A 23,394-nucleotide genomic window follows, 5' to 3' on the forward strand; every position below is an offset into this window, starting at 1 on the left:
AAATAATAATGCTAAATAAATAGGAATAAATAATAAGATTAAATAAAATGACAATAAAAGTTTCATTGAAATCAAAGCTGGATAATTTTTCGCTTAATATTAACTTTGAAGGAAATTCAAAAAGGATAGGTATTCTTGGAGAATCTGGAGCTGGAAAAAGCATGCTCCTTAAATATCTTGCTGGAATATATAAACCTGATAGCGGAACGATTTATTTAGATGATGACTGCCTGCTCGACACAGATAAAAAGATAAATGTAAGACCGCAGGAGAGGAATATTGCTTATATGTTCCAAAATTACGCACTTTTTCCAACTATGACGGTTAGAAATAATATCGAAATCATTGTTAAAGGCAGTAAGCAGGAGAAAAAAGAAAAGGCAGATTACCTGCTAAAAAAATTCCACATTGAAGAAATTGCGGATAAAAAACCACCTGAGCTATCAGGAGGACAGCAACAGAGGGTAGCACTTGCAAGAGTGCTCGCATACGAACCCAAGCTGATTTTGCTGGATGAACCTTTTTCTGCAATTGACCAGCTTTTAAAAGAGAGACTTCAGATTGAGCTTGAAGCTATGATTTCAGACTACGACGGAACCGTAATAATGGTATCCCACAGCAGGGAAGAATTATACAAATTCAGCGAAGAGCTAATAGTAATAAGCAAGGGCGAGGTAATAGATTCCGGAAAAACAAAGGAAGTGTTTAAGATACCCGGAGTTTCAAGAAGTGCAAGGTTAATTGGTATTAACAACATCATGCCCGTTAATATAGAAGAAGATGGGAAGATTTCGATACCTGAATGGGGTATTAAGCTTGACTGCGAGAAATTGCTTCCTAAAGATAGATTAAAGAAGATAAAATATATTGGAATAAGAGATGAGGACCTAGTTCCAGTTTATGGTGAAATAGACAGTGATGAACATTGCATTGAAATTTCCAATGTGAACATTTATGAGTCGATTCGTGATAGAAAAGTATTTTTTTCAATAAAAAATAAAAAAAAGAAAAGCTCTGATTTTGGGAATTATTCATTTATAATGAAAAATAAAATTGATGGGGACTCTATATATGGGGCTGTTCCTAAGAAGTTAAAAATAGATATAGATAAACTTATCTTTTTTGATAAATAAAAACCAAATAATTTATATGATAAACTAAAGCGAAACGATAGTGAGATAGATATTTTGTCTAGTCATATTTGTTTGCTTTTTTTGTTTTTGTATTGTAGAATTATAACCACTAGGAAAAAAATTAAATTAAGGATAAATGTTTAAAGGAGGAGTTATCTATGAACATTTTGTGCAATTACGAATATCATGCACCTAAAACTAAGGCTGAAGTCTTGGATTTACTTGCTGATATTGGAGACAAGGCTAAAATCCTTGCTGGAGGAACAGACCTTGTTATCATGCTTAAAGAGAAGATGATAGCACCAGAGCATGTTATCAATGTCGCTGAAATCGAAGAACTCGCAGGAATTAATTTCACTGCAGATGGAGTTGAAATCGGTGCAGGCACAAAGATTTCTGATATTGGAGCATCAAAAGAGCTTGATAAGGAATATCATGCACTATGCTACGCAGCAGATCAGCTCGGTTCATATCAGGTAAGAACAATGGCTACAATAGGTGGTAACATTGCACACTCACTTCCTGCTGGTGAAACACATACACCACTTGCAGCACTTCATGCTGAGGTAGTAATCGAGAGCAAGAAAGGTGAGAGAAGAGTTAAGCTTGAGGACTTTATTCTAGGTAACCGTAAGAATGTTATGGAGTCTGATGAAATGATTACAAAGGTATTCATTCCTAAGCCTGCTCCACATTCAAGATCAGAATATGGTCACATCGGTCTTAGAAGAGCTATGGAAATCGACTGTGCTAACATGACTGTTAATATCACACTTGAGGACGACAAAAAGACAATCAAGGATGTTAAGATGGTTATGGGTTCAGTAGCACCAAAGCCACTTGTATCTGAGAAAGCACCACAAATTCTCATTGGCAAGGCATTAGACGAAGAGTTAATTCAGAAAGTTGGCGAGGCAGCACAGAGTGAGGCAAAGCCTATTTCAGACATCAGAGCATCAGCTGAATACAGAAGAGATGTTATAGGTGCTTTAGCAAGAAGATTAACTAAAGAAGCATATGATTTGGCAATGGAGGCATAAAATGAAACAGGTAATTACTTTAAATATTAATAACCAGGATTATGAAGTGCTGGTTACACCTATGGATCTTCTGGTTGATGTTATCAGAAAGACTGTAGGTCTTACAGGAACAAAGAAAGGTTGCGGACAGGGAGACTGCGGTGCTTGTACAGTTCTTATTGATGGACATCCAGAGCTATCATGTATCAAGCTTGCTGTTTCAGCTGTAGGCAAGAAGATTACAACAATTGAAGGTATTGCTAATGAAGATGGATCACTTCATCCACTTCAGGAAGCTTTCTTGGACGAAGGTGCAGTACAGTGCGGATTCTGTACACCGGGAATGATTCTTTCATCTAAGGCTTTAATCGATAGAAATCCTAATCCAACAAGACATGAGATTAAGACAGCTATCTCAGGTAACACTTGCAGATGCACAGGATATATCAACATCATAGCCGCTGTAGAATCATATGCAAAAGCAGTTGCAGAAAAGGAGGCTAAGTAAAATGGGAAAAATGTATGAAGTATCAAATAGATACAATAACTATAAAGACTACACCAAGGAATTTACCGAAGTAGGTCGTAGCATTCGTAGAATTGACGGACCTGATAAGGTAAAGGGTAAGGTTCAGTATACAGACGACCTAACTCTTCCAAGAATGGTATATGGTAAGCTTTTAAGAAGTAAGCACGCGCACGCAAAGATTATCAATATAGACTATAGCAAGGCTCTTGAGCTTGACGGAGTTCTTGGAGTTATAACAGGTGAGGATTGCCCTATCCCATACGGAATTGTACCTCACAATGCTAATGAGCACGCTCTTGCAGTTGATAAGGTAAGAAACTGGGGAGAGCCAGTAGCAGCAGTAGCAGCTCTAACAGAGGAAATTGCAGAGAAGGCTCTTGAACTTATCGAAGTAGAATATGAAGTTCTTGAAGCAATCGTAGACCCTAGAGAAGCTGTAAAGAGAGATGATGTAAGAATTCATGAGGACTGCCCTAACAATATTTGTTACGAGGGTGTTCAGGTATATGGAGATCCAGACAAGGCTCTTGCTGAATCAGATTTCGTACTTGAGCAGGATTACTACTCATCATATGTAAACCATGGATTTATTGAGCCACAGTCAGCACTTGCAGACTTTGACTCAGCAACAGGCAAGCTGCATCTATATGCAACTTGTCAGGTACCTCACTATACACACCAGCAGTTAGCTAAGGTAATGGAAATGCCACTAAGCAAGGTTAGAATTACAGTTCCTCTCATCGGAGGAGGATTCGGTGGTAAGGGTGTTGCTTCACAGGCTGACTTCTGTGCTTCACTTCTATCAAGAAAAGTTGGTAGACCAGTTAAGATTACATACGAAAGAAGTGATGTATTCGCAACAAACAATGGTAGACACCCATGCTACATGAAGATGAAGCTTGGATTTGACAAGAATGGTAAGATTACAGCTTGTGATTTCACTAACCTAATGGACGGTGGTGCATATGCAGGTTGGGGTATCGTAGTACTATTCTATACAGCATCAATGGTACATATTCCATACAAGGTACCTAATGTAAGATTTGATGGTAAGAGAATTTATACTAACAAGCCTACTTGCGGAGCTTTCAGAGGACTTGGAGGCGTACAGCCTAGATTCGCTATGGAGCAGATGCTAGACCAGGCAGCAGCACATTTCGGTATGGACCCATACGAAATCAGAATGCTTAATGCAGTTGAGTCAGGATATACAGCTATGAGTAAGATGTATGTTCCTCATACTGAGTACAAGAAGTGCCTGACTGAGTGTGTTGAGAAATCAGGATACCAGGAGAAACATGGTAAGCTACCTTTCGGTAAGGGTATTGGTCTATCAGGTGGTTACTATATTTCAGGTACATCATATACACTATATCTATCATATAAGCCACACACAGTAGCAACAATCAAGGTAGATGAAGAAAATGATGTAACAGTATACTGCGGAGCTACAGATATTGGACAGGGTGTAGATATGGTTATGGCTCAGATGGCAGCTGAAACACTTGGTGTACACACTGAAGATGTTACAGTTATACCTAGAGACACAAAAGTATCAACATTCGACCTCGGTACATTTGCAAGCCGTCTAACATTTGCTACAGGATGGGCTATCAGACAGGCTGCAGAAAAGATTAATGCAGAGTTAAAACCTGTTGCAGCTGGAAAGCTCAATATCAGAGGTGATGAAGTTGAAGTTCAGGGTGGAGAGTTCTACAACATCTATAAGCCATGGCAGAGAGTTCCTTGGAGAGAAGTTGTATCAGCTTATATCCAGACTAATGGACCTCTTTCAAAATCAGGTCAGTTCACACCACCTAGAAGAAAGGGTATCCAGCAGGGTGGTAATATCGGACACTCACCTACATTCGGATTCAGCGCACAGATTGCTGAAGTTGACATTGACCTAGAGACAGGTAAGGTAAATGTAGTTAATATTACAGAAGCAGGTGACTGCGGAGTAGCTATTAACCCTCAGAGCGTAGAAGGACAGGTACACGGTTCTATCGGAATGGGAATGGGACAGGCTCTATATGAAGAGATGAAGATTGCTCCAGACGGCAGATTCATGAACCCATCACTTCACGATTACAAGCTACCTACAGCGCTAGATATGCCTGAAATCGATGCTAACATCGTTGAAGCTTATGACCCATCAGCACCATACGGAGCTAAGGAGTCAGGAGAGGGTCCAATTCAGCCTACAATTCCTGCTATCTTCAATGCTGTATATGATGCAATCGGCGTAAGATTTACAGAAATGCCACTCACACCTGAGAAGGTGCTAAATGCTATAAAAGAGCAGAAGGCAAAGGGCGTATTCTAAAAAACCATAAAGGTTAATTATTAGATATTGCAAAAATTGTTATAGGTGCTGTCACTAAAGATAGCACCTATAACACTGTAAGATTGTAAGATATTGTAAGGAATATAAAAACCTATAAAATATTGCAAAGAATGTTAAGGCAATATATTGTTGCGAAGAATGTAAAGACCATAAAATATTAAAAATAAAAAGACCGCATAATAAAGACCGTATAATATCGAAAAGTATTAAAACTAAAAAACGAAAACACCTAAAGATATAGCGATAATAGCGATATTTATAGATAATATATAAAATTAAAAATTATAAACAAATAGGCACTGTACAGGGTAAAAGCAGGAGGAGAATTAATGCGAGATTTAAGATTTAGAGCTTGGGACGAAGGAAATAATAAAATGTATTCACCTGAGGAGCTTGAACAGGAAAATGCAAGTGATGTTGAAAAAACCATTTATGGCTATCTTTCTTTTGGAAGTCTTATGATTTTCGATTTTAAAAATCCCGAAGAGCCTGCAGAACTTTTTCCATTGCAGAGCACAGGCTGGTATGATAACGAGCAAAAAGAAATTTTCGAGGGAGACATTGTCGAAAGTGACACTGGATTATATCAGATTATGTGGAGTGAAGAGATTGCCGGATTTATTCTTTTAGGAAATGACGGTTCAATGGCGATGGGCGGACCTTATATGTCTGATGTGTTCAAGCTAAAGGGAAATATTTATCAAAATCCTGAATTGCTTAAGTTTGACATGAACAACATGGAAAACATGGGAAAAGCAGATAATATGAATAAATAATAAAAATAAAAATAATATAGAAAAAGGATAATCAAAACAAAGAGAATTAAAATGCTAGATATTAAAGAAAAAGATTTTTTTGAAAAAGCTGATGGCAAATCTGTAGATTTTTATATAGAAGACGATATGTTTGAACTTGAGGGCAGATTTGATATAAGAGATGGCGAAGTATATATATGCGTAGTAGATGCGGTTGAACATATGCTTAAGATTTCGGGAAATGAGCTTATTGTAAAGCCTAATTATGACAGATTTACTGCGACAAGACCGGATACCGGTAAGACATTTGACCTTGAAATAAATAGAGTGTTTATCCCGCTCATAGATCCATCTGCCTCTGATTTTAAAGAGGAATTTAACAAGGGGATCACTCAATTTTTTAATAAACCGGATGATACTCTTGTTTGGTATGATGAAGATAAGAAGAAATGGTTTATGGAGGTAAACAAAATCAATATGTACTCGACAGGAGATGTGCATGAATTTGATACCTTGGATGAATTATTTGAAAAATCACAGCAATATACAAAGGGAAAATGGCAATGTATCTATTTCTCTGCAGAGGTTGAAGAAGAAGGAGGTTATTTTTATGGGTAAGCACATAATAGAAAAAAACTATCATCGACTTGATCCTGTGGGGCAAGATGAACAGTGTAAAAATTGTCAGACGACTTGCAAGACCAGTTGTAGCAGGCATCCGGCACATAATATGGGATATGAAGTTCCATATTTCATAGATGAAAAAGAAGAAGTCGTTGTAAAGAGGTTCTACGATGTAACGATAAAGAGTGTAGACGGAATCCCATGTGATCTAAAAGAGCAGAAGCTTAAATATAATGTAGCAGGCAATAGGATTGAGGGAGAACTTGAGGTGCCTTGGAATATGGACTGGATATACAGGGTGATTGAAGACTATTTGGAAAATGATTCACATATTTCAGGAACAAAGGTTAAAGAGTTCTGCAATCCTGAAGAAGAAGACCAAATCATAGTGTGCGAGATTGAAAGCTACATAGAAAGACAATAAAAGAGATATTTTAGACCTTGAAATCACTTTTAATCAAGGTCTATTTTATATTTTAAATAAACTCAAAATTAATTTGGATTAAATGTAATTAATACGCTACAAAACCCAAATATCACAAATAGAAAAAGTTCAGATGAAAGAAATAGAGAAAATAGCACAAATGGGAGAAATAAAAACAAAATATCCTAATAGAGAAGAATGTAAAAAAATAATGGAAGATTATGGAACTCCAGAGCGAGTGATAAAGCACACTGAGACGGTAGCATTAATCGCTCAAAAGATTGCAGAAAGATTGAAAGATAAGGGAATAAAACTTAATATCCCGCTTATAGTATCATCTGCTTATCTTCATGACATTGCAAGAAGTGAAAGCAAGCATGATATAAAGGGAGCAGAGTATTTAAAAAAAATTGGTCTTTATGAAGTCGCTGAGGTAATAAGGGATCACACATTTCATAAGATTACTGATAATATAAGCGAGATTGATGAAATAGATGTTCTCTGCCTTGCAGACCGAATGACGATCGAAGATAGGTTCGTAGGACCCGAGAGGAGAATGGAATATATAATTAACAAGGCGATTCTTAAATTTGGTGAAGATAAAAGAGATGAATTAGAAGAAAAGGCTAAGTCATTCGTTAGATATGTACATGAACTTGAGATTTTTATGGGGAAAAAGATTGAAGATTTGATCCCAAATAATATTAAATAGAATCATTAAAATATATCGCATTTACTAACAAAACATACATGAAATATGCTACTTGGAAGCAAGTTCATGCTTTGCCTAGCATGGCTTACAACAATCATAATTAAGAAAAAGAAAGAGAATAACTAATCTTTCAACTAAAAGCATAAGGAGATAACTCCTCATGCTTTTTTAATAATAAAAAATAGGATTTGACATTTTTTGCATAATGAGTATACTTTATTTACTAAGTAATAATACTTAGTAAGCTCAGTAAATAAAGGAGGGAAATTATGAGTAATAAGACAGTAACCTGTTCCTTTTCAATGGATAGAGATACATATAATGCGTATAAAAGCATTATTTCTGGTTATGGCGAAAATGTAAAAGGGAATCTTGTCAGATACATGAAGTCTGTCATTGAGTATGAAACCCCTAATGCAGAAACAATACAGGCGATTAAGGAAGTAGCCAGAATGAAAGAAAATCCTAGTATAGGCAAAGAATACAATAATGCTGATGATATGATGAAGGAGCTACTTGATGTATAAAATAAAGCCAACATCAAAATTTCAAAAGGATTTAAAGAAAATAAGGAAAAGAGGATATGATTTATCTTTATTAAAGGAAGCGATTATTATTTTGGCAAAAGGAGAAGAATTGCCAGAAAAATACAAAGATCATCCACTAAAGGGGAATTTTGTAAATTGCAGAGAATGTCATATAACTCCTGATTGGCTATTAATTTATGAAAAAACAGAAGATGAATTATATTTATATCTAACAAGGACAGGAACACATAGTGATTTGTATTAAGCTTTTATAAATGCGATTTATAAGTGGATTAGAAATAGGAATACTCTTGAATTTACAGATTTATGGGAGATTAATATATTGCAACAAATGAAAGATTGTTTGACAGGTCGTAAGCCTTGATATTTAATATTTATCATGGTAAAATATTCCGATATGTTTACAGATATAGAGTTCATGCGTGAGGCGATTAAAGAAGCTCAAATTGCAGGCGAAAAAGGCGAAGTCCCTGTTGGGGCGGTCATTGTTAAAGATGGCATGATTATTGCAAGAGCACATAATATGGTTGAAGAGTTAGCGGATTCCTCAGCTCATGCAGAAATGCTTGCGATAAGAGAAGCGGAGAAAAAATTAGGAAAGTGGCTCTTTGATTGCTCTATCTATGTCACGCTAGAACCATGCTCTATGTGTGCTGGAGCCCTAGTCCTATCTCGTATTGACAAACTCTATATCGGAGCTGATGATCCAAAGACAGGTGCCTGCGGTTCACTATTAAATATTGTTAAAGATGAGAGGCTTAATCATAGGATTGAAGTTATAAGAGGCATCGAGTCCGAGCTTTGCTCAAGGATATTAAAAGATTTTTTCAGAAAACGGAGGATTGGTTAATGAAGAAAAGAGCGTGCATTGCTTTTCTGACAATGGTTATAATGATTTTAAGTGCTATCTTTGTATCGGCGGACGAGGGTTCGCTGAAATTGCTTAGCACCTACCCTAAAAATGGACAGAAGAATACATCTGTTGAGAATGTCGGCGTAAAATTGAAATTTAATAACTCTGTATCCAGTGATTCAGTTAGGGACAATAATATAAAGGCACTGAAGATTGTAAATAAAGAAACGGGAGAAAAATTACCAGTAAAAATTATTTTCAGTAAGAATAAGAAGGGCTTGGTTCTGGTATTAGGTGATAATTCAGATGGAAAGCTAAAAGTTTCTAATAATTCAGAGTATAAACTAATAATTGACGAGAGTTTTTCTGACGACGATGGAAATATACTCGGAGAAAAGAAAGAACTGAATTTTACGACTTTTAACCAAAAGCTTAACAACACAATCAACATGGCAATGATGTTTGTTATGTTTGGAGGAATTGCATTCTTTACAATCCGTCAGCAAAAAAAGGCAGGGGCTGAGGATAAAGAAGAAGAAAAGACAAAGAAAGAATCTATCAATCCATATAAAGAAGCTAAGCGTACAGGCAAGACCGTTGAAGAAATAGTCGCTAACGAAAAGAAAAAAGAGAAAAAGAAAGAAAAAAAGAAAAAGAAAGGCAAACCGGAAGAAATTCATAATAAGAAAGAAATAAATCTGTCTGAAATTCTTCCATATGTACATCATGTAAAAGAGCCTAGACCAATTTCGGCTGCAGGCGGGAAATACAAAAGGGCAGAGATTAAATCAGGTAAATAATTGACAGAGGGGATATTAAGTCCCCTCTTTATATATGTGTAGAATATATGTGAAGAAAAATATTATATTTTGTAAATTTAGATGTGGCATAATAAATTAAACATAATATAAGAAAATAAAAATAGACGGAGACATATAAATCCATGAAAAGTAAAAGCTTAGAAATACTGGAATTAAAGGCATATGGAAAGATTAATTTATTTTTAGATGTAGTGGGAAGAAGGGTTGATGGCTATCATTTTATTCGCTCAAAAATGCAAGATATTGAGATATATGATGAGATAATTTTTAAAAGAGGGATCAAATCATCAAATAACCATTGCAATTTTTTTGATATTGAGTTAGAATTTTGTATGAAAAATAGTACAATCCCATGTGACGATGACAATCTTGCGATTAAGGGAGCAAAAAAGGTACTGGAAAAAATTAGCTTAAAGGGTGTTGAATTACCAAAAGATGTTTTAGGCAGTGCTATAAATATTGAGATTAATAAAAAAATTCCAATTTCTGCAGGGCTTGCTGGTGGGAGTGCAGATGCCGGAGTATGTATGCTTGGAATTAATGAGCTTTTAGGCAATCCTTTAAGCCTTGAAGAACTTATGAGTGCAGGCATTGAAGTTGGTTCAGATGTCCCATTCTCTATAATGATGAATTTTGAAGCGAATAAGGACAGATTGACGATGACAGGGGAGGCGAGCAAGGCTGGAATCATATCCGGAGTAGGAGAAATAGTAAGCCCCATAAATACAGAAAAATACGAACTAATCCTTATAAATCCAGGGATTTCGGTATCTACAAGAAGAATATATGATGAGGTTGATAAACGCTTTTCATTTAAAAAAGAAGATTACGATTCAGAAAAAACAAGTGCAGATATTTTTTTAGCCCAAAAGAATAATAAATACAATATTATGCAGGCTCTAACCCTAGATTTGTATGACGAAGCGAAAGAGATATATGATTATATGAAGCGGAATTTAAATGCGGACATGGTCATGATGAGTGGCAGCGGTCCAACCATGGTTGCCTATTATTCGGACAAAGAAATCGCTGATAAAGATTTTATAAAGGCAAAAATAGAAGCATCTGGGCACGAGGGCTGGAAAGTTTTTAGAACCGTAAGCGGGAGATAATGATGTCATTAGATTTACAAATTCAAAAACCTCTAAGAGAGCTGGTTTATCTGGAATTAAAAAGAAAAATTTTGACAGGTGAAATTACAGCAGATACGAGGCTGATGGAGATAAATCTGTCAGAGAGGATGAATGTTAGCAGAACTCCAATAAGAGATGCAATAAGACAGCTTGCTAAGGACGGGCTTGTTACAATCGAGCCGAGGAGAGGTGCATATGTATCGAAAATTTCTATCAAAGACATGGTAGATGTTTTTGAAGTGAGAGAGGATCTCGAGGGACTTGCAGCCTACCTCGCCGCTCAGAGAATTACAGAAGAGGGGAAAATTGAATTAAGAGAGCTTACCAAGCAATATGAGCGTGCAGTTTTGAATGAGGATAAAGAGGCACTTGTACATTATGATGAAAAATTCCACAGCTCTATAGTGGGCTCTTGCGACAATGAAGTTCTAAAGGAAATGCTTGAGCACATAAGAGAGCTTTCGATGAGATTTAGATATATATATTATGGAGATTTTTCTCACTATGAAAAAATGCCGGCTGAGCATACGAGGATAATGAATGCAATTTGCTCGGGAGATGCAAAAAAAGCTCGAGAAGAAGCAGATTCTCATGTAAAAGCTCTTAAAGAATTCGTAATGGAAATCGAGCAAAGGCAAAAAGCTAAAAATAGCTCGCTTGATACTATGCAAAATGCGTTATAAAAATCCCGCTAACATTATCAAAAAATACAATAAAAAACACTGCAACCGTTGAAACTGCAGTGTTTTTAAGTGGTGCGCCATCAGGGGTTCGAACCCTGGACACCCTGATTAAGAGTCAGGTGCTCTGCCAGCTGAGCTAATGGCACAAAATTCTGGCGACATAACATCGCCCAGTTATATTAACACTACAAGCATTTTAAGTCAAGAATTATTTTCAGCTCTTTAATGCAAGTTAAAAAACAAATAATATTTAAACTTATTTATATGATTGAATAAGTAAAACAAAATTATCAACTGAAAAATGCAAATGTATAAATATTTTAAGCACAACAAAGGAGGATAATAGATTTGTAAAAACATGGGCAAAATATTCTTTACTCAATGATTTGTTGACAAAATATTGGCAAGACTTATAATTAAATTAAATTAACAATTTATTTATTTAATATTATAATCATGCTAGTGACTCGAGCCGCTATAATTTCATTTTGAATGACACTAAGATGGCAAGTTATTGTATTAGTTGTTGAGGCTCTAAAAAGCACAAATAAAAAAGACAAAGATAGCAGTAATAGGAATAGTAAAATTATTAGGAGGCTAATGAAATGGGTGAACAATTGCAGACTTTTTTCAGCTCTACAGCAGGAAAAGTTTTAGTTATAGCTGTTATTATCGTGGTTTTAGCATTTATACTAAAAGGAAATAAAAAAGAGGAAAAACCGGTTGATGTAAAGGCACTGACAATATCTTCACTGCTAATAGCTCTATCGGTAATCTTAGGAAATATCAAAATCTTTGAGATGCCTCAGGGTGGCTCAATAACATTGATGAGCATTTTGCCAATAGTATTATGCGGATATTTGCTTGGAACAAAGAGAGGTGTGCTTGCAGGAATTTGCGTTGGCTTGCTCAATCTCATATTTGGGCCATACATAATTCATCCGGTTCAGCTCTTTCTAGATTATCCAATCGCTTATGGAGCACTTGGGTTGTCAGGGCTTGTATCAAATAGCAAAAATGGTCTTACAAAGGGTTATTTAATTGGACTTGCTGGAAGATACATATGTGCATTTTTGTCCGGTTGGATATTCTTCGGGGCATATGCACCTGAATCATTCAACGCTGTGACTTGGTCGCTATGGTATAATTTCACATATCTTGCTGCAGAGGGAATATTGACAATTATAATAATAAATATTCCGTCAGTGAAAAAAGCTTTTCAATCTCTAAAGACTCAGATATAGATGCAGCTATAGAAAAGGTAGATAATTTAGCAAATTGAATAGGCTTAAGCAAGTCTAAATTAGCTATATATTTTAGGAAATATAATTAAAAAATATAAACCATCATTTTAAAATATGGGCTGTAAAATTGCATATGAATCAAAAAATAAGCCCTAAGCATTGAAATGGCAAGATTCATCATGTATAATTTATGATGTATATTAGTAAAAATATTTTGAAGTAAAGCAATTAACTAGGAGGTAGCATAGTGTTCTGTAGTAATTGTGGCAAGGAATTGTCCGAGAAAGATAAGTTCTGCGCCGAATGTGGGACTCCTGTAGCACCTATTAAAAAGGAAGCTAATGAGGAAGTAGCACAGAAACATAATACCGGTGATATTGCAAGTGATTATAAAGTGAATGATTTTCCTGAACAAAAAGTTCAAGAGAAGGAACAAAAAGAGGATTTTCATAGTGTTTGGGACGAAGAAGATTCGTTCAAGCAAGAAGATAAGCCAAAATCACTTTCTTTTGACTGGAGTTCTGTAATCGATGAACCTCGCAAGAAGAAAGCTCCTGAGATTAAATCTCCTTGGAATGAGCCTTTGGAGGATGAATATGCTCCACCTGAAGCACCAAAGATACCGGAGCTCAATGTTGACTTTGGAGATCCATCGAATGACCGTGGAAGAACGCTCACATTTATTGACATTTTGAAACAAGAGAAAGAAGAACGCAAGAGGAATGAAGATGCAAAGACTTTCTCTGATTTGATTGCCATGGAAAAAGAAAATGCAATGGCAGAGGGTATGTCAAGAGAAGAAACAGAAGATGTTTTACCTTCTAATGAGCTTGAAAAAACTCAAGGGTATACAGATCTCAAGCAGGATATAATAGCTGAATTATCTAAAGAAGAAGATAAGGAAAAAGAAACTCCTGATTTTGAAAGCCAATTTGACTATATAAAGAAAGAAAGTGCATTTACAGACATAGACAATACAGATACAGATAATGAAGACAATGATTTGGCTAAAGACATTGATTTGTTTGATGATTTTGCCGACTTTGATGAATTTGATAATATTGAATTAAACGATGCATCAGATGACAGCACTTTAGATGAAACACCTGAAGAGTCGTATAGCAAGTATGAAGATTCTTATGCTCCAAAGAGAAGGGGCAGAACATCAAGACTTCAGGATTTCAATGAAGCGGAAGAAATAGAAGAATCTGCAGAAACTGATGCAGCAGACGACTCCGATGTTGTTGAAAGCTCATCTGATATTGATGTGCAGGATGAAATATTTGAATCAGATGACGAGCTAAAGGTTGAACAATTTGAATTAGATGAGCCTGCAGAGGCTGAGCCAAGTCTAGATGATGAAATTGCAGAACTTGAAAGACAGCTTGCGATTTTGACTGGAATGAAAAATCAGGCTGAAACGCAGGATAGCGAAAAATCAGAAGAAAAGCTAATCGAAGAAAATGAGGAGTTAGGCTTAGAGGGTGCTGATTTAGATGACGAAGCATATGAATCCTTAGAATATGAAGAATCAGGAGAGTCTAAGGAGTTTGAAGGAATCGATGAAGCCGAGGGAGCTAAAGCCGAAGAAGCCGAAGAATCTCAAGAAGCACAAGGAGTTGAAGAAGCTCAAGAAATTGCAGATTTAAAAGAGCCTGCATATGAGCAGGAAGATAAGATTGAATCATTATTTAGCTCACTTGATGACTTTGATTTAGAAAATATTGAAGATTTAAGCAATTTTGAAAATGTCGAACAAGATGATTATGATATAGATCAGGTCATTGAGGAACTGGGCGGTCTTGAAATGGACGAGCAGGAAACATATGGTGAATCTTCATATGGACCTAGCGAAAAATCAGAAGAAGAGCTAATCGAAGAAAGCGAAGCTAAGGTCGAGGAATTTGACGAGTTATTGAAAGAAAATCCTAAGGCGGATATTTCACAGCTTGTCGCTCCCCCTAAGGAAAAAGAAACAGAAACAGAAGCATATGAACAAGTTCCAATTGAGGAAGATAAGACAGAGTCTGATAAAGAAATTGAAGAATATGTATTCGGTGAAGATAGCTTGCTAGATGAGAGCTCTGACACACTTGAAGATGATTTGCTTGCAGACGGACTATTTGCTGATGAAGAAGAAGCTGAAGCTACTAAGAAAATAGAGAAATTCTACACCTTATATAGAAAGAATGAAGAATTTCAAAAACTTCTTGATGAAGAATATAGAAAGCTTCAAGGCGGATTAGCACAGGAAGAACTAGATGAGCTCGCAGACACAGATGACAGATTTGATGTATATGCAGACACTTCTTCTGTAGCTGCTTTAGAAACTGAAACTCATAAAAATTCAGCAGATAAAACTCCTGCTCTTAATAAAGAAGATGAAAAAGCTTATGCAAAAGAGCCTGAAATTTCAAAAGAAGATATAAAGGTTGATAAAAAGGAAGAAAAAAAGACAAAAGAAGATAAATCACCTAAGGTTGCTGAAGCTGAAGAAGAACAGGAACAAGGGAGCAACGCTCTTACAGTAATAGCAATCGTCATAGCGGTACTGCTTGTTCTTTTGCTGGTCATGATTTTGATAATGAATTTCGCTCCTAATAGTGGAATTGGTAAGGGATTAAGCAATATGCTCGGTAATTTTACAAATTTATTCGGTGATGCAAATAGCACCAATGGTAGATTGCTATAAGGAGATACTTAGATTTAATGATGCGGCAGCTTCACTCGTGATGCTGCCGCATTCTGCATATAATCATGAACTTTTAATGTGCCAGAGCAGAGGTATATTCAAGCAGATAATATCACAAGTGAGATAACAAAATATAACGGAGGAGGCAATATTGAAGCCGATAAATTTCAAACTAAAGAGAAAAGAAAAGGAATCAAATAATGATTCAAATGATAATTCAAATTATGATAAGAAGAAAAAGCTGAAAAAGCTTATAAAGTTTTTAATAATATTTAGTATTCTTGGAATAATATTAAGCCTTGTAGGATTTATTACTAATTGCCTGTGGTTTAACGACCTAGGTTATTCTTCGGTATTTTGGAAAAAAATAATTACAGAGCTTGAGATAGGCTCGCTGATTTTTATAGTGACAGCACTTCTTACCCGCCTCTATCTAAAAAGCTTGAAAAAGGGTTATTTCAATCAAATAGAATCAAATGAAATACCTAATTTAAGAAAGCTTAATATTATATCTTGGATTCTCGCTTCTGTATTTGGACTTTTCGTATCAAGACCAATGGCTAAGTCAATATGGTTTGAATGGCTTAAATTCTCAAAAGCTGAATCATTTGGACTAAATGACCCAATATTTAAGCTTGATATTGGATTTTACATATTTAAACTCGACTTTCTTGAGGCTCTAAATTCAATAGTTATAGGTATAATTTTTGGGCTAGTAATTGTTACACTTATCTATTATGCAATACTTTTGACGGTCAGGACACCCGAGTTTATTGAGAATGTAGAGCCGGATTTTGATGAGGGACAAAATTACACAGCAGATGAGGTAAATAAAGCATCAGATGTAATCAGAAAGTTTATTAATAAGGATAGAAGAAATAGCAAGCGTTTAAATAAAGAAAATATCAGGCATCTTTTCGACATAGCGTCATTTAAAATCACCATTTTGGGAGTGCTTGCGTACCTCATGCTTGCGGTGCATTTTATCCTTGAACAATTCAATCTCTTGCACGCACATACGGGCACAGTTTATGGGGCAGGATTTACAGATGTAAACATCACACTTAATATTTATAGAGCTATTATTGTACTTTCCATAGCAGGAATCATAACCTTTGTTATTCACATGAGAAAAAAAGAGTATAAGAAGCTCATGAAGATGCCCGCAATAATAATGGGAATTTTGGCAATAGGAACTTTCGTTCAGATGGGAGTTCAGTCGTTAATAGTTAGTCCTGACGAAATAAATAAAGAGAGCAAATATTTAGAAAATAATATAGAATTTACAGGTCACGCATATGGCATTGATTCGATTGATGTAAAACCATTTAAGGCAGAAAGCGAACTTGACGCTGAGGCTATCAGAAATAACACTCCTACGATTGGTAATATCAGAATAAATGACTATGAACCGGTAAAAGACTTTTACAATCAGACACAGAGCATAAGGCAGTATTACGATTTCAATGATGTAGATATAGATAGATATACGATAAATGGTGCTTTGACACAGACTTTCCTCGCAGCCAGAGAAATTAACGAGGAAAAAATTAGCGATACATGGATTAATAAACATCTAAAATATACGCATGGATATGGGCTTACGCTGTCACAGGTTGATGCGGTAACGGCTAGTGGACAGCCCGATGTTTTGGTGAAAAATATACCGTCTAAATCATCTGTTAAGGAGATAGATATTAAGAGACCGGAAATATACTTCGGAGAAAGTACGAACAATTATATTGTGGTAAATACTGATGAGCAGGAATTTGACTATCCTGACGGAAATGAGAATAAGTATACAAAGTACGAAGCAAAATCCGGAATAAAGATGAATATTATAAATAGGATACTTTTCTCAATAAGGGAACGCAGTCCGCAGTTACTCGTATCATCAAATGTAAATTCTGATTCAAGAATTATTATAAATAGAAATGTTGAGAAACGGGTCAAGCAAATAATGCCATATTTAAAATATGAAAAAGACCCATACATGGTTACCGTTGATGGGAAGCTATACTGGATTATTGATGCCTATACTACAAGCTCGAATTACCCATATTCTGAGCCATATTCAGGGGATATTAATACGGCAAATTACATAAGAAATTCTATAAAGGTCGTAATTGATGCGTACACGGGAGAGCTAACATATTATGTCGTCGATGATAATGATCCTATTGCAAGGACCTATCAAAGAATTTATCCTAAACTATTTAAAAATATGTCGAAGATGCCGGAAAGCCTAAAGTCGCATCTAAGATACCCTAATTCGCTTTTTGAAATTCAGGCGAGCGTTTATACCAAATATCACATGAAAGAGCCTAAGGTTTTCTATCAAAAAGAGGACCTTTGGGATATTTCCAACCAGATTTATGGCACAAGCGAGAAAAAAATGGAGCCTAGCTATTACATATTCCGCCTGCCTGGAGAGGAGGAAGCTGAATTTATAAATATGGTCCCATTTACGCCTAAGTCAAAACAAAATATGACCGCGATAATGATGGCGAGGAATGATGGTAAAAACTATGGACAACTCGTTGTATACAAATTGCCTAAGAATAAGACGGTATATGGACCTATGCAGATAGAGGCTCAAATTGACCAGAACACTGAGATTTCTAAGGAGTTTTCGCTATGGAACTCATCGGGTTCAAAATATAGAAGGGGGGATATTTTCGTAATTCCAATCGATGAGTCCCTGCTCTATGTCGAACCTGTCTACCTAGAGGCTTCAAATCAGGCAATACCTGAGGTAAAGAGGGTCATAGTTGCATATGAAGATAGAATTGCATATCAGCCGACATTAGCTGGAGCACTAGAGGAATTGTTTGGAGAGGGTGCAAGCAAAGGAGCGTCCGGCTCTGATAATGGCTCGTCAAAAAATGATGGCGATGCTTTGGGGAAAACTTCTCTAAAGGATCTTGCGAAGAAGGCAGGACAGGCGTATGAAAAGGCGATAAATGCTCAGAAGCAGGGTGACTGGAAATCCTACGGAGAATATTTGAAAGAAGTTCAAAAATATTTAAACCTATTGACCAATGCCTCTGAATAATTTTAGGGCTTAAATATTTTAAAAATCAATAATAAATGGAGACAATCGATGATAGATTTTGATTTAGACGAGATGCTATTCACAATAAAGGGTGATACCAAAGATGAAGACATAATAAAAACACTTAGAAGGCATCCCGAGGTTAAATTTGTATCTTTTAGAGGGGTAGATCTTGCAGGTCATGTAATTGACGAAAATATACCAATAAAGGCTTTCATAAAAGATTTTTCTAAGCTAATGGAAAGCGGTGTTCAGACCGACGGTTCAAGCGTTGCCCTACCTTTGATTGCTGAACTATCTAATGCAAGGGTTGATATTCTTCCCGATAGAGCGGTTAATTGGTATGTTGAATACAATTATTACAACATGGATTACAAGACAAATCTTCCAGTAGGAACTCTAAGGATTCCATCTTTTCTTAGACATAATGGGGATATGCTGGTTGGACCTAGAATTTTCCTAAAAAGACAGATAGAAAGATTCAAAGAGGGATTGATAGATATTCTTCAAAAAAATCCATATGTATTTGAACACCTTGATGGTATAAGCAATGCGAGCGAGATAGAAGAACTTAATCTTACGAGTGCGACGGAGCTTGAGTTTTGGGTAAAAACACCGAGCGACAAGGCTGACAGGGCACAGTTATCAGCGTCACAGGAGCTTAAAGAGCAATATTGGAAGAGGACGATTGGACCAGTTGGAACAGCACTTGAGCAATCTATAGAAATTCTTGAGCGTTATGGCTTTGAAGTTGAGATGGGACATAAGGAGACCGGAGGAGTCAAGGCGAAGATGGGACAATCCGGAAGTTATGACCATATTATGGAACAGCTCGAAATAGACTGGAAGTACGCAGACCCTATGCAGGCGGCTGATAATGAAATTCAGGTTAAGAATATCGTAAAAGATGTGTTTAGAAAACACAGACTTGAAGTCACATTTTATGCGAAGCCGATAATTGGAGTTGCCGGAAATGGTGAACATACACATCTTGGAATGACGGCTAAGCTAAAAAATGGCAAGGTAATCAATCTTTTCGAAGCAAAGGATAGAGAAAATGAGTTCATGAGCCCTATCGGATTCGGAGCTTTAATGGGAATTTTGAAAAATTATGACATAATAAACCCATTTGTAAGTGCCACAAATGATAGCTTTAATAGAATGAAGCCGGATTTTGAAGCACCTGTCTGCACAGTAACTTCCCTTGGGCTGGATTGCAAAACGCCATCAAGGAACAGGACGGTGCTTATTGGACTTATCAGAGATTTGGATAATCCGCTTGCAACGAGATTTGAGCTCAGGTCACCTAACCCGCATAGCAATACATTTATGGTAATAGGAGCTGGATATGCCTCTATGCTCGATGGAATAAGGGCGGTGCTTATAGCGAAAAAGACAGCTAAGGAGCTTGAAGAATCAATATCAAAAGAAGCAGGCGAAGACGATTTTTACCTATTAAAAGATAGAAAATATAGAAGCGAGGAAAATGCCTTTGATTATTACACGCCGGCTGAGAGAGAAAAGCTCTTTGGGAAAATTCCGCTGACGGTCTGGGAAAATTTTAAAGCATTTGATGATTTTGAAGATAGAATGTCCATTATCCATGGAGGAGATGAGGTTTTGAAGCTTATAATATCCTCGTATAGGGCACAGATGATTGGCAAGTGGAGCACGGAGATATATGAGAGAATTATTCCTAATACAAGGGAATATGTGAGGGAGTGCGTTAAGAGGCACGACGATGAATGTGTATCCGCTTATGACCTTTCGAATTGGAACAAGGTAAGCGAACTAAGGTATAATCTCGCAAAGGACACCGAAAGTCATAAATCCCTTTTGACAAAGGAAGCGTCGGCACTTGAACGGCGAGATTTTGAAGAGGCATCGAGAATTGAGATTGAAATTTTGAGCGAGGCTGAGAAGCTGAGAGAAGCGTATAATAGATATATTAAAAACTTATTTTAAGGGAATTTAACAATTTAGTAATTTTAGCGATTATAGTCAATTTAATATTTTGGAATTTGAAGTAATTTAGGAGGTAGGACAATGCTCGATATAAAAAGGGTCAGAGAGAATTTTGAAGAGGTAAAAAATGCAGTTGAAAGAAGGGGCAAGGGTGATTATGGAATAAGTTCTTTGCTCGATTTCGATAAAAAGAGAAGAGAGCTACTAGCTGAAATGGAAGAGCTTAGACATACACAAAAAGAGGCATCGGCAGAGGTTCCTAAGCTAAAAAAAGAGGGTAAGGATACAAAAGAACTGTTTGCAAAGATGAAAGAACTTAGCAATAGGGTTAAGGAACTCGATAAAGAAGTAGCAGAGGCAGAGATTAAGCAGAGGGAAATTCTACTCAATATTCCTAATACACCAAATGAGTCGGTTCCTACAGGTAAAGACGATAGTGAAAATGTTGAGATGTGGAAGTTCGGCGAGCCTACAAAATTTGATTTTGAGCCAAAAGCACACTGGGATATAGGAGAAAATCTAGGAATCCTTGATTTTGAAAGAGGTGCAAAATTGTCAGGGGCAAGGTTTACAGTATATAGAAAACTTGCAGCGAGGCTTGAGCGTTCGGTAGTTAATTTTATGCTTGACCTTCACACCATAGACCAAGACTACGATGAGATACTTCCTCCTTTTATGGTAAATAGGGAAGCCATGATTGGAACCGGTCAGCTACCTAAGTTTGAAGAGGATATGTATCATATTGAAGAAACAGATCAATTTTTAATTCCAACGGCGGAGGTTCCTGTTACAAATTTATATGACGATGAGATATTGAGCGGTGATATGCTTCCAATCTATCACACTGCATACACGCCATGTTTTAGAAAGGAAGCAGGCTCTGCAGGAAGGGATACAAGAGGGCTAATAAGACAGCACCAGTTTAACAAGGTTGAACTCGTTAAATTTGTAAAACCTGAGACATCATATGATGAGCTAGAAAAACTCACAAAAGATGCTGAAGAAGTTTTAAAACAGCTTAAAATTCCATATAGGGTTGTGAAGCTTTCAAGCGGTGACCTCGGTTTTTCTTCGGCAATGACATATGACATCGAAGTCTGGATGCCAAGTTATGGCAGATATGTTGAAATATCAAGCTGTTCAAATTTTGAAGATTATCAAGCTAGAAGGGCAAATATCAGATTTAAGAGGAGCAAGGAAGAAAAGCCGGAGTTTGTACATACGCTCAATGGCTCAGGCCTTGCGGTAGGAAGAACTGTTGCGGCAATTCTCGAGAACTATCAGCAAAGAGATGGAACGGTAGTTGTTCCTGAGGTTTTGAGAAAATACATGGGAGTAGACCTTATAAAATAGGCAAAATATTATGTCAATTATAAAAGAGGAAAAAAAAGAGACCGTATCGGACTTTACAATTGAACACGCAAAGAAAAGACCTATTTCATTCCATATGCCTGGACATAAGGGGAGATTTAGGACATTTGACAATTTAGGATATAGGGATTTTGCACTTAGCTTAATAAATCAGGATATAACCGAGATAAGGGGAGCAGATGTCCTGAGCAAGCCGAGCGAGGTAATTCTAAATGTCATGAAAAATTACAAGGAGCTCTATGGCGTTAAGGACACAGAGCTCCTTATCAATGGAAGCAGTGTGGGCATAATCGCTTCCATTCTCGCTCATGTCCCTAGGGGTGGCAGTATAATAATTGACAGACTTTCTCATAAGAGCGTGTATAGTGCAATTAGGCTTGGAGGAATAAAACCGGTATACACAGACGGTTCGGTTGACTCAATAAGGGACGCACTAATTAAAGCACCTGAAGCATCTACCGTTCTCATAACCACGCCGGATTACATGGGAAATATTTCAAACATAAGAAGAATTGCGAACGCCGTACACACTCTGGATAAAATTCTGATTGTAGATCAGGCACATGGGGCTCATCTCAAATTTTTCGATGAAGCCTTTGGTACTAGGATGTCAGCAGAAAATCAAGGTGCGGACATTGTCATAGAGAGCACCCATAAGACATTATTTTCATTTACGGGGACAGGGATACTGAACATCTGCTCAGATAAAGTGAAAACTGATGAAATAAGAGAAAATCTTGCGATGCTAGAGACCACAAGCCCATCTTATATACTAATGGATAGTCTCGATATAAATGAAAAGATAATGAGAGAGCATGGCGAGAAAATCGTTAAAGATTGGAGAAATAATATAATCAATTTTTATAAAAAAGCTTCAAATATTGAGGGCTTAAACCTTCCGTATAAGGAAATGATATTAGGCAAAAATTATCAAAGTGATATAGATATTACAAAGATAAGAATTGATATGAGCGGTTACGGGCTTAGTGGCGTGGAACTTGAAACTAGGCTAATTCAGCACAGGATATTCGTTGAGATGGCATATGAAAATGAAGTGCTATTGTACACGGGAGCAGGTAATACGAAAGAGGACTTTGACGAACTTATAAAAGCGTTAAAATATATCGCGGATTCAGAGATAAGGGTTAATAAAAATGATAGATTCGGCGATAAAATGATTTATAAAAAAAATTATAATCCATATATAATTCAGCTTGAGCTAGAAGATATTCCAAGTGAATATGAATATATATCAATAAGATATGCAGAGGGAAGAATTTTATATGAACCGATAATACCTTTTCCTCCGGGTAGACCCATAGCTTGCCCGGGCGAAGTCGTAAGTAGAGAGCTTATAAATGAGATTATGAAGCTGATGATGGCTGAAAAAAAGATTCTTGGAATTAATGATGATGCAGAAATTAAGGTTGGCAAACTACATCACTGTGAAGACAAAGTGAAAATATGTGATTTTTTGGGGTGATTT

The 23,394-nt window shown here is 36.5% G+C and carries 20 protein-coding genes and 1 tRNA gene; 20 read left to right on the top strand and 1 reads right to left on the bottom strand.

The annotated features are described in order from the left end of the window. The first annotated feature begins 47 nt into the window (after window positions 1-47). From BQ5371_RS02995 to BQ5371_RS03060, 14 genes are all read left to right on the top strand, one after another. Complete coding sequence (locus BQ5371_RS02995) at window positions 48-1,133, top strand: sulfate/molybdate ABC transporter ATP-binding protein (protein WP_071132465.1); 1,086 nt, start codon at window positions 48-50, stop codon at window positions 1,131-1,133. 158 nt (window positions 1,134-1,291) lie between these two features. Beyond that, entirely contained in the window at window positions 1,292-2,173 is an 882-nt protein-coding gene (locus BQ5371_RS03000) for an FAD binding domain-containing protein (protein WP_071132466.1), read from the top strand. A 1-nt stretch (window position 2,174) separates the two neighbouring features. Next, window positions 2,175-2,660 carry a (2Fe-2S)-binding protein gene (locus BQ5371_RS03005; protein WP_071132467.1) on the top strand — a complete coding sequence of 162 codons (486 nt, stop codon included), beginning with the start codon at window positions 2,175-2,177 and terminating at the stop codon, window positions 2,658-2,660. A gap of 1 nt (window position 2,661) precedes the next feature. After that, a complete protein-coding gene (locus tag BQ5371_RS03010; protein ID WP_071132468.1) occupies window positions 2,662-5,007 on the top strand; it encodes a xanthine dehydrogenase family protein molybdopterin-binding subunit in 2,346 nt (781 codons plus the stop codon). A gap of 350 nt (window positions 5,008-5,357) precedes the next feature. Beyond that, entirely contained in the window at window positions 5,358-5,804 is a 447-nt protein-coding gene (locus BQ5371_RS03015) for a YopX family protein (protein WP_071132469.1), read from the top strand. A 51-nt stretch (window positions 5,805-5,855) separates the two neighbouring features. Further along, the gene (locus BQ5371_RS03020; protein ID WP_071132470.1) at window positions 5,856-6,401 is read left to right on the top strand and encodes a hypothetical protein; all 546 of its coding nucleotides are present in this window, start codon (window positions 5,856-5,858) and stop codon (window positions 6,399-6,401) included. After that, a complete protein-coding gene (locus BQ5371_RS03025) occupies window positions 6,394-6,831 on the top strand; it encodes a hypothetical protein (RefSeq protein WP_071132471.1) in 438 nt (145 codons plus the stop codon). The genes BQ5371_RS03020 and BQ5371_RS03025 overlap by 8 nt, the downstream gene beginning before the upstream one ends. A gap of 133 nt (window positions 6,832-6,964) precedes the next feature. Further along, complete coding sequence (locus tag BQ5371_RS03030; RefSeq protein WP_083377405.1) at window positions 6,965-7,543, top strand: HD domain-containing protein; 579 nt, start codon at window positions 6,965-6,967, stop codon at window positions 7,541-7,543. A 269-nt stretch (window positions 7,544-7,812) separates the two neighbouring features. After that, window positions 7,813-8,070: a hypothetical protein gene (locus BQ5371_RS03035; protein ID WP_071132472.1), complete on the top strand. Its 258-nt coding sequence runs from the start codon at window positions 7,813-7,815 to the stop codon at window positions 8,068-8,070. Next, a complete protein-coding gene (locus BQ5371_RS03040; RefSeq protein WP_071132473.1) occupies window positions 8,063-8,335 on the top strand; it encodes a type II toxin-antitoxin system YafQ family toxin in 273 nt (90 codons plus the stop codon). Before BQ5371_RS03035 ends, BQ5371_RS03040 begins: the two co-directional genes overlap by 8 nt. A gap of 153 nt (window positions 8,336-8,488) precedes the next feature. Beyond that, complete coding sequence (gene tadA, locus BQ5371_RS03045; protein ID WP_071133105.1) at window positions 8,489-8,941, top strand: tRNA adenosine(34) deaminase TadA; 453 nt, start codon at window positions 8,489-8,491, stop codon at window positions 8,939-8,941. Continuing rightward, on the top strand, window positions 8,941-9,744 hold the full coding sequence (locus BQ5371_RS03050) for an Ig-like domain-containing protein (RefSeq protein WP_071132474.1): 804 nt from the start codon (window positions 8,941-8,943) through the stop codon (window positions 9,742-9,744). The genes tadA and BQ5371_RS03050 overlap by 1 nt, the downstream gene beginning before the upstream one ends. 143 nt (window positions 9,745-9,887) lie before the next feature. Further along, entirely contained in the window at window positions 9,888-10,877 is a 990-nt protein-coding gene (ispE, locus tag BQ5371_RS03055; RefSeq protein WP_071132475.1) for a 4-(cytidine 5'-diphospho)-2-C-methyl-D-erythritol kinase, read from the top strand. A 2-nt stretch (window positions 10,878-10,879) separates the two neighbouring features. Continuing rightward, window positions 10,880-11,581: a GntR family transcriptional regulator gene (locus BQ5371_RS03060; RefSeq protein ID WP_159428253.1), complete on the top strand. Its 702-nt coding sequence runs from the start codon at window positions 10,880-10,882 to the stop codon at window positions 11,579-11,581. Window positions 11,582-11,651: 70 nt separating this feature from the next. Here the strand turns inward: BQ5371_RS03060 and BQ5371_RS03065 are convergent. Continuing rightward, a tRNA-Lys gene (locus BQ5371_RS03065) sits at window positions 11,652-11,727 on the bottom strand. A gap of 459 nt (window positions 11,728-12,186) precedes the next feature. Between BQ5371_RS03065 and thiT the strand changes: the two genes are divergently transcribed. The 6 genes from thiT (at window position 12,187) to BQ5371_RS03095 (ending at window position 23,391) form a co-directional block, all read left to right on the top strand. Further along, window positions 12,187-12,825 (top strand): energy-coupled thiamine transporter ThiT, encoded by a 639-nt coding sequence (thiT, locus tag BQ5371_RS03070; protein WP_071132477.1) that lies wholly within the window; start codon window positions 12,187-12,189, stop codon window positions 12,823-12,825. A gap of 247 nt (window positions 12,826-13,072) precedes the next feature. Further along, complete coding sequence (locus BQ5371_RS03075; protein ID WP_071132478.1) at window positions 13,073-15,517, top strand: zinc ribbon domain-containing protein; 2,445 nt, start codon at window positions 13,073-13,075, stop codon at window positions 15,515-15,517. A gap of 151 nt (window positions 15,518-15,668) precedes the next feature. Beyond that, window positions 15,669-18,572 (top strand): UPF0182 family membrane protein, encoded by a 2,904-nt coding sequence (locus tag BQ5371_RS03080; protein ID WP_083377407.1) that lies wholly within the window; start codon window positions 15,669-15,671, stop codon window positions 18,570-18,572. Between the two features lie 48 nt (window positions 18,573-18,620). Continuing rightward, a complete protein-coding gene (locus tag BQ5371_RS03085) occupies window positions 18,621-20,537 on the top strand; it encodes a type I glutamate--ammonia ligase (RefSeq protein ID WP_071132479.1) in 1,917 nt (638 codons plus the stop codon). 81 nt (window positions 20,538-20,618) lie between these two features. Further along, the gene (gene serS / locus BQ5371_RS03090; protein ID WP_071132480.1) at window positions 20,619-21,890 is read left to right on the top strand and encodes a serine--tRNA ligase; all 1,272 of its coding nucleotides are present in this window, start codon (window positions 20,619-20,621) and stop codon (window positions 21,888-21,890) included. Between the two features lie 10 nt (window positions 21,891-21,900). Then, a complete protein-coding gene (locus BQ5371_RS03095; protein ID WP_071132481.1) occupies window positions 21,901-23,391 on the top strand; it encodes an aminotransferase class I/II-fold pyridoxal phosphate-dependent enzyme in 1,491 nt (496 codons plus the stop codon). Window positions 23,392-23,394 lie beyond the last annotated feature (3 nt).

The organism is Alterileibacterium massiliense (assembly GCF_900104645.1).
Taxonomy (GTDB): domain Bacteria; phylum Bacillota; class Clostridia; order Peptostreptococcales; family Anaerovoracaceae; genus Alterileibacterium; species Alterileibacterium massiliense.

Bases quoted from the DNA above. Each gene is read 5' to 3' on its own strand.
- BQ5371_RS02995 (WP_071132465.1), top strand. From the start codon at position 48: ATGACAATAAAAGTTTCATTGAAATCAAAGCTGGATAATTTTTCGCTT.
- BQ5371_RS03000 (WP_071132466.1), top strand. From the start codon at position 1,292: ATGAACATTTTGTGCAATTACGAATATCATGCACCTAAAACTAAGGCT.
- BQ5371_RS03005 (WP_071132467.1), top strand. From the start codon at position 2,175: ATGAAACAGGTAATTACTTTAAATATTAATAACCAGGATTATGAAGTG.
- BQ5371_RS03010 (WP_071132468.1), top strand. From the start codon at position 2,662: ATGGGAAAAATGTATGAAGTATCAAATAGATACAATAACTATAAAGAC.
- BQ5371_RS03015 (WP_071132469.1), top strand. From the start codon at position 5,358: ATGCGAGATTTAAGATTTAGAGCTTGGGACGAAGGAAATAATAAAATG.
- BQ5371_RS03020 (WP_071132470.1), top strand. From the start codon at position 5,856: ATGCTAGATATTAAAGAAAAAGATTTTTTTGAAAAAGCTGATGGCAAA.
- BQ5371_RS03025 (WP_071132471.1), top strand. From the start codon at position 6,394: ATGGGTAAGCACATAATAGAAAAAAACTATCATCGACTTGATCCTGTG.
- BQ5371_RS03030 (WP_083377405.1), top strand. From the start codon at position 6,965: ATGAAAGAAATAGAGAAAATAGCACAAATGGGAGAAATAAAAACAAAA.
- BQ5371_RS03035 (WP_071132472.1), top strand. From the start codon at position 7,813: ATGAGTAATAAGACAGTAACCTGTTCCTTTTCAATGGATAGAGATACA.
- BQ5371_RS03040 (WP_071132473.1), top strand. From the start codon at position 8,063: ATGTATAAAATAAAGCCAACATCAAAATTTCAAAAGGATTTAAAGAAA.
- tadA (WP_071133105.1), top strand. From the start codon at position 8,489: ATGTTTACAGATATAGAGTTCATGCGTGAGGCGATTAAAGAAGCTCAA.
- BQ5371_RS03050 (WP_071132474.1), top strand. From the start codon at position 8,941: ATGAAGAAAAGAGCGTGCATTGCTTTTCTGACAATGGTTATAATGATT.
- ispE (WP_071132475.1), top strand. From the start codon at position 9,888: ATGAAAAGTAAAAGCTTAGAAATACTGGAATTAAAGGCATATGGAAAG.
- BQ5371_RS03060 (WP_159428253.1), top strand. From the start codon at position 10,880: ATGTCATTAGATTTACAAATTCAAAAACCTCTAAGAGAGCTGGTTTAT.
- thiT (WP_071132477.1), top strand. From the start codon at position 12,187: ATGGGTGAACAATTGCAGACTTTTTTCAGCTCTACAGCAGGAAAAGTT.
- BQ5371_RS03085 (WP_071132479.1), top strand. From the start codon at position 18,621: ATGATAGATTTTGATTTAGACGAGATGCTATTCACAATAAAGGGTGAT.
- serS (WP_071132480.1), top strand. From the start codon at position 20,619: ATGCTCGATATAAAAAGGGTCAGAGAGAATTTTGAAGAGGTAAAAAAT.
- BQ5371_RS03095 (WP_071132481.1), top strand. From the start codon at position 21,901: ATGTCAATTATAAAAGAGGAAAAAAAAGAGACCGTATCGGACTTTACA.